Annotated in this window: 16 protein-coding genes; 6 read left to right on the forward strand and 10 right to left on the reverse strand. The window is 55.8% G+C overall.

Annotation, left to right across the window (positions count from 1 at the left end):
- Position 1: 1 nt before the first annotated feature.
- On the reverse strand, positions 2-481 hold the full coding sequence (locus ACZ46I_RS03385) for a LutC/YkgG family protein (protein ID WP_013504766.1): 480 nt from the start codon (positions 479-481) through the stop codon (positions 2-4).
- Between the two features lie 281 nt (positions 482-762).
- Here ACZ46I_RS03385 and ACZ46I_RS03390 point away from each other — a divergent pair, with 281 nt between their 5' ends.
- Together ACZ46I_RS03390 and ACZ46I_RS03395 are read left to right on the forward strand one after the other, a co-directional pair.
- Entirely contained in the window at positions 763-2460 is a 1698-nt protein-coding gene (locus ACZ46I_RS03390; RefSeq protein WP_226508357.1) for an L-lactate permease, read from the forward strand.
- A 175-nt stretch (positions 2461-2635) separates the two neighbouring features.
- Positions 2636-3364 carry a FadR/GntR family transcriptional regulator gene (locus ACZ46I_RS03395; protein WP_464281429.1) on the forward strand — a complete coding sequence of 243 codons (729 nt, stop codon included), beginning with the start codon at positions 2636-2638 and terminating at the stop codon, positions 3362-3364.
- 232 nt (positions 3365-3596) lie between these two features.
- Here the strand turns inward: ACZ46I_RS03395 and ACZ46I_RS03400 are convergent, their stop codons facing one another.
- Entirely contained in the window at positions 3597-3851 is a 255-nt protein-coding gene (locus ACZ46I_RS03400) for an RNA recognition motif domain-containing protein (protein WP_013504763.1), read from the reverse strand.
- Between the two features lie 103 nt (positions 3852-3954).
- Positions 3955-4206, reverse strand: a complete 252-nt coding sequence (locus ACZ46I_RS03405; protein WP_013504762.1) for an RNA recognition motif domain-containing protein — start codon at positions 4204-4206, stop codon at positions 3955-3957.
- Between the two features lie 391 nt (positions 4207-4597).
- Here ACZ46I_RS03405 and ACZ46I_RS03410 point away from each other — a divergent pair, with 391 nt between their 5' ends.
- Both ACZ46I_RS03410 and ACZ46I_RS03415 read left to right on the forward strand, forming a co-directional pair.
- Positions 4598-5413, forward strand: coding sequence for a histidinol-phosphatase (locus ACZ46I_RS03410; protein ID WP_464281430.1), 816 nt, complete (start codon positions 4598-4600; stop codon positions 5411-5413).
- The gene (locus ACZ46I_RS03415) at positions 5394-6041 is read left to right on the forward strand and encodes an HAD family hydrolase (protein ID WP_013504760.1); all 648 of its coding nucleotides are present in this window, start codon (positions 5394-5396) and stop codon (positions 6039-6041) included. The genes ACZ46I_RS03410 and ACZ46I_RS03415 overlap by 20 nt, the downstream gene beginning before the upstream one ends.
- A 19-nt stretch (positions 6042-6060) precedes the next feature.
- Here the strand turns inward: ACZ46I_RS03415 and ACZ46I_RS03420 are convergent, their stop codons facing one another.
- The 4 genes from ACZ46I_RS03420 to ACZ46I_RS03435 all read right to left on the reverse strand — a co-directional run bounded on the left by ACZ46I_RS03420 (position 6061) and on the right by ACZ46I_RS03435 (position 9466).
- Positions 6061-6396 carry a hypothetical protein gene (locus ACZ46I_RS03420; protein WP_013504759.1) on the reverse strand — a complete coding sequence of 112 codons (336 nt, stop codon included), beginning with the start codon at positions 6394-6396 and terminating at the stop codon, positions 6061-6063.
- A 62-nt stretch (positions 6397-6458) separates the two neighbouring features.
- Entirely contained in the window at positions 6459-7859 is a 1401-nt protein-coding gene (locus ACZ46I_RS03425; protein ID WP_013504758.1) for a dihydrolipoyl dehydrogenase, read from the reverse strand.
- Between the two features lie 543 nt (positions 7860-8402).
- The gene (locus ACZ46I_RS03430; RefSeq protein WP_013504757.1) at positions 8403-9104 is read right to left on the reverse strand and encodes an LrgB family protein; all 702 of its coding nucleotides are present in this window, start codon (positions 9102-9104) and stop codon (positions 8403-8405) included.
- On the reverse strand, positions 9101-9466 hold the full coding sequence (locus ACZ46I_RS03435) for a CidA/LrgA family protein (protein WP_464281431.1): 366 nt from the start codon (positions 9464-9466) through the stop codon (positions 9101-9103). The genes ACZ46I_RS03430 and ACZ46I_RS03435 overlap by 4 nt, the downstream gene beginning before the upstream one ends.
- Before the next feature lie 201 nt (positions 9467-9667).
- Between ACZ46I_RS03435 and ACZ46I_RS03440 the strand changes: the two genes are divergently transcribed.
- A complete protein-coding gene (locus ACZ46I_RS03440; RefSeq protein WP_226508354.1) occupies positions 9668-11641 on the forward strand; it encodes an oxygen-binding di-iron domain-containing protein in 1974 nt (657 codons plus the stop codon).
- Complete coding sequence (locus tag ACZ46I_RS03445; RefSeq protein ID WP_013504754.1) at positions 11638-12702, forward strand: response regulator; 1065 nt, start codon at positions 11638-11640, stop codon at positions 12700-12702. The genes ACZ46I_RS03440 and ACZ46I_RS03445 overlap by 4 nt, the downstream gene beginning before the upstream one ends.
- 65 nt (positions 12703-12767) lie before the next feature.
- Here ACZ46I_RS03445 and ilvN read toward each other — a convergent pair whose 3' ends face one another.
- From ilvN to ilvD, 3 genes are all read right to left on the reverse strand, one after another.
- Complete coding sequence (ilvN, locus tag ACZ46I_RS03450) at positions 12768-13253, reverse strand: acetolactate synthase small subunit (protein WP_013504753.1); 486 nt, start codon at positions 13251-13253, stop codon at positions 12768-12770.
- 17 nt (positions 13254-13270) lie between these two features.
- Positions 13271-14971 (reverse strand): biosynthetic-type acetolactate synthase large subunit, encoded by a 1701-nt coding sequence (gene ilvB / locus ACZ46I_RS03455; protein ID WP_013504752.1) that lies wholly within the window; start codon positions 14969-14971, stop codon positions 13271-13273.
- Positions 14972-15032: 61 nt separating this feature from the next.
- Positions 15033-16685 (reverse strand): dihydroxy-acid dehydratase, encoded by a 1653-nt coding sequence (gene ilvD, locus ACZ46I_RS03460; RefSeq protein WP_464281432.1) that lies wholly within the window; start codon positions 16683-16685, stop codon positions 15033-15035.
- Positions 16686-16699: the final 14 nt, after the last annotated feature.

The raw sequence follows: 16699 nt of genomic DNA on the forward strand, positions 1-16699 counted from the left end.
CCTACCTGTCTTCCAGAATCAGGGCATGCATGTAGCGCGGCCCATGCACGCCGATGGTCAGTTCCCGCTCGATATCGGCGGTACGGCTGGCACCGGAGATAAAGGCCACAAAGCCTGCTTCGGCACCGGAGAGTTTCTCTTCCATATAGGCAGCCACGTCTTCCAGCTTTTCCACCAGGCGTGAGCGCTCCAGGATCACCACCAGGGTTTCGGCCATACAACTGGCCAGGCGAACTTCCGGATTACGCTGGTTGATGACAAAAGTACCGGTTTCACCGATAGCCCAGTCGGCTTCGAGAATACATACAGGGATACCGGCACGATCCACTGGGGTGGAGACTTCCGGTATCTCAAAGCGAGGGGCGCAGACCACACCCCCTTCCTGCAGAAAGGATTCTATGGATGATGTCAGCTCTGCCGCCGGGATAACCCGGGTCTGCATGGCAGCCACTGCACAGTGCTGGAGAAATTTTTCAAGCATAGGGCACCGCCGTTTCAATTGGTAATACCAACATGATATACCCCATGATTATTTTGTCAACACCGTTCGATGAACACCCCAACAGTTCAGCCGAACCGCACAGAATAGCCGCTAACTACAATGCAGGCACCACATTCTCCAATATGAAAAAATAGAACCAATTTTTATTTTGCAAAAAAGTTTCTTGACATCGCCACGGCAATTCCCTATTTTTCCCATCAACAACCTATTGGTATTACCAATTTAAGCCGGGCAAACGCCCGCGGACAAGGAAAGAGCCCATGAACCAGACTCTATTGTCACTCCTCGCTTTCACCCCACTCATTTTAGCCGCTGTGCTGCTGGTGGGACTGAACTGGCCGGCACGCCGCGCCATGCCCGTCGTCTTCCTCACCACTGCAGCCATTGGTCTGACCGCCTGGGAGATGAGTTTCACCCGCATTGTCGCCTCTTCCCTCCAAGGTCTGATCCTGACCGCCTCAGTTCTGTGGATCATTTTCGGCGCCATCCTGCTGCTGAATACCATGAAACACTCCGGAGCCGTCACGGCCATCCGGGGCGGATTCTCCAGCGTCAGTGCCGACCGCCGAGTTCAGGTCATTATTGTCGCCTGGCTCTTCGGCTGTTTCATTGAAGGCGCCTCCGGCTTCGGCACTCCCGCCGCCATCGCGGCGCCCCTGCTGGTGGCCATTGGCTTTCCCGCCCTCGCAGCCGTCACCATGGGCATGATGATCCAGTCCACCCCCGTCTCCTTTGGTGCTGTGGGAACACCGATCGTCATTGGCGTCAGTGCCGGCCTTGACCGCGAAGGAATCAGCGCAGCCCTGATCGAAAATCAGTCCAGCTGGGAAGTCTTCTATCAGCTCATCACCTCCCAGGTCGCCATCACTCACGCCATCGTGGGCCTGTTCATGCCCCTGCTCATGTGTATCATGCTCACCCGCTTCTTCGGCAAGAACAAGTCCTGGACCGAAGGGCTTTCCATCGCACCCTTTGCCATCTTTGCCGGACTCGCCTTTGTACTGCCCTACGCCGCCGCCGGCGTCTTCCTCGGACCAGAATTCCCCTCCTTGATCGGCGCCCTGGTAGGCCTGGCTGTGGTTGTTCCCGCCGCCAAAGCCGGGTTCCTGGTGCCCAAGAAGTCATGGGATTTTGCCGACCCCAAAGAGTGGCCCGTTGACTGGATGGGCAGCATCGAAATCAAGCTGGACGCCCTGGCCGGACGCGCGCCCATGTCCGGAGTCATGGCCTGGATCCCCTACCTGCTGCTGGCCCTGTTCCTGGTGATCTCCCGCGTGGTTCCCGAAGTTAAGTCCTTCCTGACAAAATTTCTCAGCTTCGGCTGGTCCAACATTCTTGGTGAAGCAGGGGTTTCCGGTAGTATTCAGCCATTCTACCTGCCTGGCGGAATCATGGTGATGGTGGTTATTGTCACCTACTTCCTGCACCGCATGAATTTCCGGGAAATCAAGGCCGCCGTGGGCGAGTCCTCCCGCACGCTGCTGGGAGCAGGCTTCGTGCTCATCTTCACCATTCCCATGGTGCGTATCCTCATTAACTCCGGCGTCAATGCCGCCGACCTGCCCTCCATGCCCATCGCCATGGCGCAATTTGTCGCTGACTCCGTGGGTAATATCTACCCCTTCTTCGCCCCTGCTGTCGGTGGTCTGGGAGCCTTTATTGCCGGCTCCAACACCGTTTCCAACCTGATGCTGTCCCAGTTTCAGTTCAGCGTCGGTGAGCTGCTGGGAATTTCCGGAGCGTTCCTGGTGGCCATGCAGTGCATCGGCGCAGCTGCCGGAAACATGATTGCCATCCACAATGTGGTTGCCGCTTCCGCCACCGTTGGCCTGCTGGGCCGCGAAGGGCGCACCCTGCGCATGACCGCCATACCCACACTCTATTACCTGGTTTTTGCCGGCATTATCGCCCTGATCGCCGTCTTCGTGCTGGGGGTAACCGATCCGCTGATGGGCTAGAACCGCCAAAACAACCCCACCCACCACCCGGGCCCGGTAAGCAGCAGTGTCGCTTGCCGGGCCCGAAAAGCATCGGCAAATTGCTTGACAGCCCACGGCTCCAGGTCTAATCTTTGAGGATTCCTCTCTCTACATGCACTGAATACCCACGCGGGAACTGTCTTCGGAGCCACCAATGAGCCAGACCATGGAAATGTTTGAAAAAATCAAACCAAAGCGCATCAGCGACGAAATATACAAGCAGATAAAAGAACTTATTCTGTCAGGCAAGCTGCAGCCGGGACAAAAGCTGCCACCGGAGCGGGAGCTGGCTGCCAATATGGGGGTCAGCCGCCCCAGTCTGCGCGAAGCCATTCACCGCCTGGAGGCCCAGGGGTTTGTTTACAATGTTCAGGGCAGTGGCACTTTTGTGCGCTCAATGACACAAAATTCCATGGGTATCGCCATTGATGAGTTTTTCAAGCGTGACGAATCCATATTTGATGCGGTGGAAATGCGTAAAGTGCTGGAAACCTGGGCCGCCCGCATTGCCGCTGAACGGGCAACCGATGAGGAAATAGCGCAGATGGAGGAGTATCTCGAGGAGATGCGCATCGCCTGCGAACAAACCCAGGTAGGCCACGAGCCGGATGCCAGCTTTCACTCCACCATCAGCCACGCCACCCACAATGTACTGCTGGTACATATTATGAATACCATCCACCACTGGGTGGAACAGGTCTCCTTTGAGGTACGCTCCCGGATGTTTCAGGATCCGAACCATCACAATCTGCTCTACCGTCAACACCGCGCCGTCTTCGAAGCCATACGGGATCGCGACCCGGAACGAGCCACGCTGGCCATGCTGGACCATATGAAGTACATTGAGGATCAAACTCGCAAAATATTTCCCCCCAAAGAGTGACGACATCTCCTCCTGAGGACGAGAAAGAACTGCGACATGAGGCAGCTTGCTCAGATACCTCAAAACAAGCAGGCAATTGAAAACACTCAGGTCGCCAAAATGAAGCATACTGCTCGCGCAGTGTCCAGCAAGCAGCGTCCCATACAGGAATTTTTCAGCACCCCACTAGCGCACGCAAAAAAAGCCCTGACTCCGGAGAGTCAGGGCTTTCATGATTTCAGGAAAATTTTCCTCAGAAACCTTTGGGGCGAGCTTCGTTGACGCGCAGATTGCGGCCACCCAGCTCATAGCCGTTGAGAGCTTCAACTGCAGCAGCACAATCTTTCTCGTCCATTTCAACAAAACCAAAACCACGCAGGCGGCCAGTTTCACGGTCAGAGATAAGTTTTACGGAGTACACGTCACCGTATTGTGCAAAGAGGTTTCCGAGTTCGTCTTCGGTAGTGGTGAAAGGCAGATTTCCAGCATAGATAGATTTCACAGACATTCTGAATCCTTGGGAGTAGTATCGCCGGGGCGACAGGTGGGAAAGAAAAAAAGCACCGGCCCAACAGCTGAGCCAGTGCCTTGAGGTTACGGAGAAGTGTTGCTCAGAAGCCTTTAGGGCGAGCTTCGTTGACGCGCAGCTTGCGGCCACCGAATTCGAAACCGTTGAGAGCTTCAACTGCCGCTTCGCAGTCTTTCTCTTCCATTTCAACGAAACCAAAGCCGCGCAGTCTGCCAGTTTCACGGTCAGAGATGAGTTTTACAGAGTAAACATCTCCGTATTGAGCAAAGAGGTTTCCGAGTTCGTCTTCAGTCGTCGTGAAAGGCAAGTTACCGGCATAGATAGATTTCATCATTCAATAGATCCTTAAAAAGTGTAATCGTTGGTGTTCACGATACAAGAAAGGCAAAAAGACTTGTCCTGCGAGCGGAAAAACAACATGGGTACATCTTGTAACAGAAAGAATGTCAGCTGTCACCAAAAAACCGTAATCCATGCAAATATTTTCCTGGCAGCGTCTTTCCAGGGAGCTCTCTTGAATTCCCACGGGTTTGCCGCTATGATCTGCGGCTATCACAGAACCTTGCCTGAGCACTTGGAATACTTTACAGGCAGGCCGTTGAAAACCCACAGATGCAGGCGCACGCCAGGCTTGGTGCGAAGTGCACGCAAAGTGCGCTGTTGTGCGTGAGCGTCCGGCGGACAGCACCGTAAATGGTTTCAGCAGCCTGTTGACAGGACGCCCGATGCTGCACGACTATCATGTCCACCTTGAAAGTGGCCCCTACACGGCACAGTGGATCCGCCAGTACTACGACACTGCCATGGAACGCGGCTTGAGCGAACTGGGTTTCAGCGAGCACGCCTACCGGTTCAGCCAGGCCAGCAGCCTGCTGGAAACTTCCTGGGCGGACGCAGCCTTTCACTACGACATCCACGAGTACGTACATGCCGTTGAGCAGGCCCGCCAGCAGGGCATGGCAGTGAAAACCGGAATAGAGATGGACTATATCCCTTCCCGCGAAGCGGGTATACGCGCCTTCCTGGAATCAGTCCACTGGGATTATATCATCGGCAGTGTCCACTGGATCGGTGACTGGGGATTCGACCTGCCTCGTTTTGCCCATGAGTGGAAAGAACGCGATGTGGTGGATGTCTACTACAGTTACTATGAAATTCTGCAGATGGCCATCCGCAGCCAGCTTTTTGATATCATCGGCCACTTCGACCTGATCAAGGTGTTCGGCTACCGGCCACCCCGCAATGTCATCATGACAGCGGTATACGAGAGTACGATACGCCTGATGAAAGACTATGACATGGTACTGGAAATCAACACCGCCGGCCTGTACAAGCCTGCCGGGCAGATCTATCCCGCGCCGGAGATCCTGCAGATGGCCGGGAAGTACAGGCTGCCGGTCATTATCACCAGTGATGCCCACTGCCCCGAGCATGTGGGTCGCGATTTCCCCCTGGCACAGCGGCTGGCCCGCGAAGCGGGCATCACCACTCTGGTACGTTTTGAGAAAAGGAAACGACAGTATGTCCCACTTCTGGCATAAGCCTCTGGAAGGTCTGATTTTTGATGTGGATGGAACCCTGCTGGACAGCCGGGATGTCATCGTCTACTCCCTGGTGGACACCGCCCGCCAGCTGCTGAACCTGGAGCTGGATCCCGATGAGCTGGACTGGGTCATGGGCAGTCCAGGAGCCGTTACCCTGAAAAAACTGGGATACCACGACCCCCAGCACGGTATACGCCAGTGGTACGAAAATTACGCGAACCATGAAGAGAAGCTGGGGTTTTACGATGGAATGGAAGAGGTGCTGGTGCGGCTTCGGCAGCGTTATGGGCGCATGGGTGTTGTTACCAACAATCTGCGTTTCAAGTACAAGCTCATGGAAAACCGCTTTGACCTTGACCGCTTTTTCGACCCGGCTATCTGTGTCGATGATATTGCCCGGCCAAAGCCCTATCCGGACCCCATGCTGGAAGTGTGCCGCCAATGGAGTATCTCACCGCGCAAAGCCGTGTATATCGGCGATTCCGAAAATGATCTGCACAGTGCTCACAGCGCCGGTGCCGAATTCATCTGCGCTGGCTGGGGTGCCTATGACAGGGCCTTTTTTCAGAAAAAAGGGGTTCCCATCCTGGAAACCCCTGAAGAATTATTACATCTGCTACCCTGAGTGGGATTGAAAGAAGCGCTCAGTCCTTGACCGGCTTCATCTTGCTGACCCGCTGTTCAAAGGCGCGGTTCAGGACACCGTACTGATCACCGGGCAGGTTCTCCTTGGCCAGCTCCAGCAGGACATCGCGCTCTCGCTGGAACCGCTGAATCTTCTCCTCCTGACGGGAGAAGTCCAGATCCACCTGGCCACTGAGCTTGTTGGCATAGTCCACCGCTTCGTTGCGCTCCTGCAGATAGCGATTTCGATCGTCTCGCAACTGGGCAATGCGCTTGTCCTTGAGATGGATGACAATGACGGCAAAGGCCATCATCAGCACAAAGAGTATATAGCCACCAAGCTCAAAAAGTCCCATGATACGCCCTCCGGAAAGCTTTGGTCACAGAATCTTAGCGGATTATACACGGCCGGGGAAGCTCAGGCAAAAGAAAGTTCCCAGCGGGCCTTTCGCCTATCCACCCGGGCGGCCAGCTCCCGCAACGCTGTGCGCAGACCTTCCTCCACCACAGGATGGTAAAAGGGCAGACGAATCATCTCAAACACGTCCAGCCCACGCTCCATAGCCCAGGCCAGCTCATGGGCGATGTGCTCTCCAGCCGGGCCCATCATTTCCGCTCCCAGCAGCGCACCGCTGTCACGGTGCCCATAAACGCGCAGCAACCCACAATTTCTACCCATAACCAGACTGCGCCCCTGTCCTTCAAAACTCACCTGCCCCACCTCGAAAGGGGTACCAGCATCACGCAGCTGCTGGTACGTCTGCCCCACCTGCATCACATTGGGATCGGTAAAGACCACCAGCAAAGGCGTCTTGCGCCGGAAACGCTGCACGGAATTCACGGCATTGTAACCGGCAATGCGCCCTTCATCGGAGGCTTCGTGGAGCACCGGCAGGCTGCCCGTCACATCGCCGGCGATAAACAGCGGCAGATCACCCACCTGCATGGTCTGGGGGTCAAACAGGGGAATGCCATGTTCGTCACGGGGGATATCCAGCGGCTCCAGTCCCAGATCATCAAGGTTCGGGCGACGCCCCTGTGCTGCCAGGATACCATCGACCTCCACCGAGCCTTCCGGCCAGACGATACGCACCTTTGAAGCTCCCGCGATGGGTTCAACCCGGATATCGCGCGAGAAGCGCAGTGGAAATTCCCTGCTGTAGGCAGTTACAGCAGAGGTGTTCAGTTCGGGATCCGTGATGCCGGCTACCCGTCCAGAGCGTCCGAAGGCAGTAACTTCAACTCCCATGCGTGCCAGTGCCTGGCCAAGCTCCAGACCAATGACACCGGTTCCCATGACCGCCAGGGAGGCGGGAAAGTCTTCCTGCTCAAAAAGGGTATCGCTGGTATAGACCGGCACTGGCAAGCGCTCCCAGCCCTCGGGGACAAAGGGGCGTGATCCGGTGGCAAGAATGACTTTGCCGGCTTTGATCTTCTGTCCGTCTACGTCCAGGATATTCATCCCGCAAAATCTGGCCTTACCGCGAATATAGCGATCCCCCGCCCGTGCCACCGTACCGCCCATGACACTGGCCACAAAACGGTCACGCATTTTGCGCACATGGGCCATGGCAGCAGGAATATCCAGACGCAGGTGCTCAGCACCCATGATGCCCTCGGTGGCCAGGTATTCGCGCCGGTGGAAATCTTCGGCAACCTGAATCATCACCTTGGAGGGCATGCAGCCGACACGGGCACAGGTCGTGCCCCCCACACCGGCTTCTATGATCACCACATTCTCCGTGACCCGATTGACCTCGCTGAAAGCCGTCAATCCGGCAGATCCGGCTCCGATAATGGCTACATCAACTTCACGCATGGCCTCTTCCCTCCCTTTCCGTTGCTGGTTCGCCCAGCGGGTGATTAAACATGACAAACTTACTCAAGTTTCGCATCTTGCTGCCTTGGACTAAGGCATTATTATCCTAGCCTTTACATCACTAAAACCGTATTGATTTTAATTACTTGAATCATCTGGTATTCCTCTTTCTGTTTCCAGATATTACCCTTTTTGACCGCGCAAAAAGGGTACAAAAACGCGCCCCCCGAACGCCCGTTCTTCCGGATCGCCTGCTCGCCTGTCCTGGAGATCCGACAGCAGGCTGCTCAAAGAGCCCCATCTGCTGCGTTGCCGCCACGGAGGGCGGTTGTTTGCGGTCCCCAGTTCCAGGCAAGCGGACGGCTGAAAAGGACAGCACTGGGGACCGCTTCCCAGCCACTTTGGGCGGGTCCAAAGTGGCAAAAGAAATGCAGTCTGAGCAGAACCATTTCGGCCATTCCAGCATTGCATGTGGGTCAGCGCCGACAACTTGCCGTTTCGGGGGTGCGAAAGTTGAGAAACTTACCATTGAAGAGCGGGTTTTCACACTCCCATCAACTGTAAAAACAGTGGCAGCAAGAAAGCGCTGAAAAGACCTGTCAATCCCATGGCCAGACCAGCAAAAGCTCCGGCCGCAGGGCTGATGCTGAAAGCGTAAGCAGTTCCAAAGCCGTGGGCCACCAGACCCATGGTGAAGCCCTGGGTATTCTCGTCTTTCTCCCGGATCAGCTTCAGCACCAGCGGCCCCACAATACTGCCGGAGACGCCCGTGATAATAACCAGAGCCGCGGTCAGTGATCCAAGACCACCAAGGGTTTCGCTGATGCCCATGGCAATCGGGGTGGTAACCGATTTTGGCGCCAGAGAAATCAGCAGCTCCCGGGACTGATCAAAATACATGCCGATGGCCACCGCTGAAACGGCGCAGACGGTCAGGCCACACAGGCAGGCCACCATGATGGGCACCAGCAGGCGGCGTATCTGGGCAAACTGGTCGTACAGGGGAATGGCCAAAGCCACCGTGGCAGGCCCCAGCAGAAAGTGGATCAGGGAGACGGAGGCGAAGTACTCCTCATGGGAAACCCCCGTGGCCACCAGGGCAACGCAGACGAGAAAAATGCTGATCAGCGCCGGATTAACCAGGGCGTTTCGCCTGGCTTTGATATTGAGCCAGCTGCCCAGTAAGAAGGCCGTAATGGTAATGCCCAGCCACAGCAGCGAGCTTTCGAGCACCCATTCCATCATGACGCTGACCTCCCGGAGCGCTGCTGGCGTCGCATCAGCAGGCGAAAAACCAGGGCGGTCGTGATAATGCCCAGGATGGTGCTGCCGAGAATGGCCACGGTCAGGGGAAACCAGATTTCATACATAAAGATCCGGTGCGCCATGATTCCTGTCACGGCAATGGGCACAAAGAGCAGGGCAAGATAGCGCAGCAGCCCGTCAGTGGCACTGCGCAGGGTGGCCGGAACATCGCGATAGACAATAACCACACCCAGCAGCAGCACCATGCCAGCCACCGGCCCGGGCAACGGCAGCCCCAGGGAACGAACCAGTACTTCCCCTCCCAATTGACAAAACAGTATCAAGAGTATGCCACCCAGCATAGGCCCCCTCCAGAAATGAAATGAAATGTAACGATACGCACCTTGGGGCGTCAACACCTGCCCCTATAGAATCAGGAATAATTATTACCGATTTTCGTTGGGCAAGAGGAATTGACGCAATGTATTTCATGGCGTACATATAAAGAGTATATCAGGTGTCGACTTTGCGCGACCATGATTTTCCCTGCCCGAGGATTCATTATGCACTCCAGCTTCAGTCAGGGCCTCCCTGTCAGTATAGCTTCCGACGTCTTTCTGGTGCGCATGCGGCAGAAGCCCCACAGTCGCACCTACTGGCTGGAAAACCAGCACGAAAGCGTCCTGTTCAATCCCGGGGGAACCCTTGGGCAGGAAGAGGATTTTGAGCGCATCCGCCGGGATTTCCCCCTGGAACGGATCCGCTATATAGTGGTAAACAGTGCCCTTCCAGAGGCGTGTGGAGCTTTGCCCTACCTGGAGAAACGCATTGGGCGCGACGATCTGCTCATCGTCACCCAGGGGCAGATGGCGGACAGCCTGCGGCAGATGGGGGTACGCTCCTCCATCTACCCCATTGATCAGCGCAACTTTCAGCTTTCGCGACCCGGCTTTCTCTGCCACTTTATTCCGACGCCCTACTGTCCCTGCCCCGGCTCCTTTGTGACCTGCTTTCCCGAAAAGGGGCTGCTCTTCTCCGGGGAACTCTTCGGCAACACCCTGAGTGCAGGAATTCTGCACCATGAAGACGATTTCGAAGCCATTGCCCAGTATCACTCTCAGGCCATACCCAACAGCCAGTTGCTCGGGCTGGCACTGAGTCGTATCCAGAGCCTGACAGTACAAACCATCCTGCCCAATCGCGGCCCCGTGATCACCGCAACCGACATTGCCGCGCTCACCTCGGGCATGGAGGCCATGGCCGCGCTGCTCAGCAAAAAGAGCATCCAGGCCGCCCTGGAGACCTATGGTGAAGTGGTGGAGCGCAAGCACCTGGAGCAGGCCCTGGAGAAATCCCACCAGCTGGAGCAGGAAGTTACCCAGCAGGCGGCCCTGCTGGACATTGTCACCAATTCGGTGTCGGATCTCATTTTCTACAAGGATTGCCAGCTTCGCTACATCGGCTGCAACAAAGCTTTCGCCGACTTTGTCGGGCTCAACACAGAAGATATTGTCGACAAGAGCGACGAGGACCTCTTTGAGCCAACCTATGCCCGATTCTTTCGCTTGTTTGAAGAGAAGGTATTGGCTCGTCAACAGCCCGAGGCGTCTTTGGGCTGGTCGTGGAAGGACGATAACCCCGAGGAAATGCGACGCTTTATCTCCAGCACATCACTGTTGCGCAGCCACAGCGGTCAGGTGATCGGCATTGTCACCGTCAGTCGCGACTGGACCCGCCAGTGGAAAGCGGAACAGAAGCTGGCATCCCTGAACCGCCACCTGGAAGAGCGGGTTCAGGAGGAGCTGGAAAAAAACCGCAAACAGAATGCCCTGATTCTGCAGCAATCCCGTCACGCCATTATGGGGGAAATGCTCTCCATGATTGCCCACCAGTGGCGCCAGCCCCTCTCAGCCATCTCCATGGCCGTTGGCACCCTGGACACCTACCAGCAGATGGGTATTCTCACCGAAAAGGACATCAACGTAGCTGTCACCGATATTGAACAGCAGACCGACTACCTTTCACGGGTCATTGAAGACTTCCGCAACTTTTTCCGCCCCACCTCCTCGCGGGAAGATATTCCCATACCGGATCTGGTCAGCCGTTGCCTGGCCCTGATGGGTCATCTGTTCGCCCGCAACAGTATCGTCCTGCAGAATTTGACCGCCACCAGGGAGCCCGTCAATGTTCACACCAATGAAATCATTCAGGTTATTGTCAATATCCTGAAAAACGCCTTTGATGTCCTTTCTGAACGATCTGTTGAAAATCCCGTTGTGACTTTCCGTGATTCGGTGGAGGATGGGGAGCTCTGTCTGGAAATAGAAGACAACGGCGGAGGCATTCCCGAAAAGTTTCTGCCCCTGATCTTTGATCCCTATTTCAGCACCAAGGAAAACAAGAATGGAACAGGCCTTGGGCTCTACATGTCCAAGGTAATTATGGAAGAACACAATCACGGCTCCATCCATGCCCGCAACAGTGCTGGCGGAGCCGTATTTCAATTGCGCTTTCACCGCAACAGGAGCACTCCATGAAGACCATCAAGCAACTGGAAGTCTTTGCCGCCAAACAGAGCATTCTCATCGCTGAAGATGAAGAGATCCTCGGCCGCCAGCTTGGCGAACTGCTGGGGAAATTCTTCCTGAAAGTCGATGTGGCCAGGGACGGGCAGGATGCCCTGGAGCTCTACCGCAAAAACGACGGCTACGATATTGTCATAACTGACATTCGCATGCCTCGCATGAACGGCATTGAGCTGAGCCAGGCCATCAAGTCCATGGACCCGGAGCAGAAGATCGTTGTGATCTCCGCCCACCATGAGACCGAGTACTTTATCGAACTCATCAACATCGGCATCGATGGATTTATCCTCAAGCCTGTCAAGACCCACCAGCTGGCCAGTGTCCTGTTACGCGCATCGGAGTTCATCGTCCATCGCAAGCAGTTTGAACTGCTGCGGGCCAAAAAGTACATCGAATCGCTGCGCAGCCAGATCGCGACGCGCCCACGCAAGACAAGCTCCTATGATCGGGCCATGGAACAGGTCAGCCAGATCAGCCAGGAAGAACTGAAGAAGCGACAGGATGAGGCCATCAACAGCTTCAAGGCCGGCAAAGTCTCGGCCCTGCACTTCATTGAAGAGCTCAAAAGTGATCCCAAGGACTGGGAGAGCGCCCTGGAGGACATCGATGAGATGATGGAACTGGGTGCCAGCCTGGACTCCATCATCAGCACCATGATCGTCGAAGGATTCACTATGGAGATGCGCGATGATTTCCTGGAGATATTCGAAAGCTACCGGGTGATCTTCGACCGTTTCATGCGCTTTTCCGCCATAGCAGACGCCCTGCATAAGCTGGTCATCAGCATTGAGGCCATTGACACCGAAAACCTCGACCACAACCATGTGAGCATTCTGGCCAGCATGCTCGAAAGCCTGGCCGAGGATATCCAGAAATTCACCACCCATATCTTTGTGGACGGCGATGCTGTTGATATCCACTACCTCGACGACGCCCTGATGAGCAATATTGAACAGATATGCAACAAACTTGAGGGGCATGAGGAAGATGGGGGAGAGCTGGAACTTTTCTGAGTGAATATGAAAGGCCCCGCTGCTCAGATGAGCGGCGGGGCCTTTGTGATGGTGCAGCAATTGATTCAGGGCTTCTGACCGCGCAGCATGGCCACCTTGCCGGTGCGGGCCATCTCCTTGATGCCAAAGGGCCTGATCATGTCGATAAAGGCGTTGACCTTCTCGGCGGCACCGGTCACCTCGACGGTAATGCTCTTGACAGCCACATCCACCGTCTTGCCACGGAAAATATCCATGATCTGCAGAATTTCGCTGCGCACCGTCGTGTTGGGGCAGTTTATCTTAACCAGCAGCAGCTCGCGTTCAATATGCTCTTCGTTGGTCAGGTCGATGACCTTGATGGTGTTGATAAGCTTGTGCAGTTGCTTGGTAATCTGCTCCACCACTTTGTCGTCACCCGTAGTCACCAGGGTGATACGGCTGAAGCGATTGTCATCAATGGGGGCCACGCTGAGACTTTCGATATTGTACCCGCGACCGCTGAACAGTCCCGTCACCCGCGACAGAACCCCGAATTTATTTTCTACAATGACGCTTATGGTATGTTTCATCTCTGTCCTCACCTGGCTTAGATTTGATCTGTCAGGATCATATCTCTGACACTGGCTCCTGCCGGAACCATGGGCATGACGTTCTCTTCACGGTCGATAACCATGTCCACAATAACCGGCCCCGGCGTGTTGAGCATCTTCTCCAGCACCCCGGCGACTTCCGAAGGCTTGCTGGTGCGCAGCCCCGTGGCACCGTAGGCCTCGCCCAGCTTGACAAAGTCCGGCTGGAATTCGATGTTGGTGCTGCTGTAGCGACGGTTGAAAAACAGCTGCTGCCACTGGCGCACCATGCCCAGGAAACCATTGTTGAGGATGAGGATCTTCACGTTCAGTTTGAACTGAACGGCCACAATCATCTCCTGAATATTCATCTGGATGGAGCCATCACCAGCCACATCAATAACGATGGAGTCAGGGTTGCCAAAGGCCGCTCCCACTGCCGCCGGGAAGCCAAATCCCATGGTGCCGAGGCCTCCGCTGGTGACAAAGCGCCGCGCATCGCGATGCTTGATGAACTGGGCAGCCCACATCTGGTGCTGGCCAACCTCGGTGGTAATAATGGCATCGCGCTCCTTGATCATGTCACTGAGCGTCTCCAGCACAAACTGAGGCTTGATGACTTCATCGCTGGGCACATAGGTCAGGGGGTACTGACGCTGCCACTGCTGGATCTGCTCCACCCAGTCGTCATGGCCACTGGCAATTTCCTTGACGTCGTGCTTTTCCAGCTCCTGCAGAATATCCTGCAGAACCTCTTTCACATCACCCACAATGGGATGGTGGGCAAAGACGCTCTTCGAGATGGAGGAGGGGTCGATATCAATGTGAATGACCGTGGCATCTTTGGCGAATTCGTCGAGCTTGCCGGTGACGCGGTCATCAAAGCGCGCACCCACGGCAATAACCAGATCGCACTCACTGATAGCCGTATTGGCGGCATAACAGCCGTGCATGCCGAGCATGCCGATAAACAGCTTGTTGTAGCCGCCCACCGACCCAAGGCCCATCAAGGTTTCGGTAACGGGGATGTGCAGTTTTTCAGCAATGGTGCGCAACTCTTCAGCCGCGTTGGAGGCCTTCACCCCGCCGCCCACATAGAACAGCGGACGCCTGGCCTGCTTCACCAGCTGCACGAATTTCTTGATCTGTCCGGGATGCCCCTTGGTGGTGGGACGATAGCCGGGAATATTCACTTCTTCGGGATAACTGAACTCGTACTGGGCGTGAATGACATCTTTGGGGATATCCACCAGCACTGGCCCGGGCCGGCCAGTGGAAGCAATGTGGAAAGCCTCCTTGATGGTGGTGGCCAACTCGCTGATGTCCTGCACCAGATAGTTGTGTTTGACAATAGGGCGGGTGATACCCACGATATCCGCTTCCTGGAAAGCGTCGTTGCCAATGGCAGCCGTGGGAACCTGGCCAGTGAAGACCACCATGGGAACCGAGTCCATGTACGCCGTAGCAATACCGGTTACCAGGTTGGTGGCACCGGGACCACTGGTAGCCATGCAGACACCCACCTTGCCGGTGCTGCGGGCATAACCGTCGGCGGCGTGGGCCGCGCCCTGCTCGTGACGGGTGAGGATGTGGTTGATGTCGGAATCATACAAAGCATCGTAGATACCGATCAGAACCCCCCCCGGGTAACCGAACATCACATCCACATTTTCTTTCCTCAGACATTCAACAAATATCTGCGCTCCTGTCAGTTTCATGCATACCCTCCGGTTTCTGACCTATGTGAATAGCCTTTGCAGCTACGACAAACCTGTCTGGTTATTCCATCACCGCGCCGGTATCGGCCGATGTCACCTGGCGGGCGTAACGGGCCAGCCAGCCGGTTTTGATCTTCGGTTCAGGGTGAACCACGCGCTCCATACGTCGGGCGATTTCCTCATCGGTAATATCCAGCTGCAGGGAGCGGCTATCCAGATCTATGATGATCGTATCACCTTCCTGAACCGCGGCAATGGGTCCTCCGGCAGCGGCTTCCGGTGAAATGTGCCCAATACAGGGGCCACGGGTACCACCGCTGAAGCGGCCATCGGTGATCAGGCAGACCTTCTCGCCCAGCCCCATGCCCATGATGGCTGCCGTGGGCGCCAGCATCTCGCGCATGCCAGGGCCACCGCGCGGTCCCTCGTAGCGGATTACCACCACGTCACCAGCCTTGATCTGCTTGCCCATGATAGCCTCCATGGCCATCTCCTCAGAGTTGAACACCCTGGCGGTGCCGCTGAAATGACGCATGGCATCGCTGACCGCCGTCTGCTTGATGACGCTGCCACCGGGAGCAAGATTCCCCTTGAGCACAGCGATACCCCCCTCTTTTTTCACGGGGTTGTCCATGGTGCGAATGACTTCCTGATTGTAATTGATGGCCTGAGCCGCGATCTGGGCGGTGGTGAGGCCACTGAGCGTCAGGCAGTCGTGGATATTGGCTCCCAGCTGCTGCATGGCGGCAGGAATACCACCTGCAAAGTGGAAGTCCTCCATATAGTAGATACCAGCCGGTTTGAGGCTTGAGATATTGGGTACCTGGCGACTGATCTCATCGAATCGTTCCATGGGAATGCGGATGCCGCATTCGTGGGCAATGGCGGGGATATGTAAAGCGGTATTGGTGGAACCACCCAGAGCCATATCAATGGCAATGGCATTGTCAAAAGCCTGTGCGGTCATGATATCGCGAGGCTTGATGTCTTCGCGTACCAGGCGGCAGATGACCTCCCCCGACTCCTGGGCGATGCGCCGCTTTTCAGCAAACCCGGCCAGCGCCGTGGCGCAGTAGGGCAGACTCATACCCAGGGCTTCGCTGACACAGGCCATGGTATTGGCGGTGAAAAGCCCCTGACAGGATCCCTGCCCGGGGCAGGCGGTCATCTCCAGGCGATCCAGTTCATCACGGGTAATCAAACCAGCCTGACACTGACCCATGGCCTCAAAGGTGTCGGTAATGAAATCACGGCGGATATTCTTGTAGTTCCCCGTCATCATCGGTCCGGCGGTAACAACTATGCAGGGTACGTTGAGACGTCCGGCCGCCAGCAGCATCCCCGGTGTGATCTTGTCACAGTTGGTCAGCAGTACCAGGCCGTCCAGCGCGTGGGCCATGGTCACAGACTCTATCATGTCGGCAATCAACTCACGGGTCGGCAGGGAGTAGTGCATTCCCACATGGCCCATGGATATGCCGTCACAGACACCGGGCACGCTGAAGATAAATGACTGGCCCCCACCGGAATGGACCCCTTTTTCAATAAAGCGCTCCAGATCCCGCATGCCAGTGTGCCCCGGAATCAGATCCGTAAAGCTGGAAACTATTCCGATAAATGGTCGTTCCATGGATTTCTTACTGACGCCGGTGGCATACATTAAAGAACGGTGAGGGGCTCTTTCGATCCCTTTCTTTACACGATCACTTCTCATATGGAACGCTCCCG

It is taken from the genome of Desulfurispirillum alkaliphilum, from assembly GCF_055378285.1.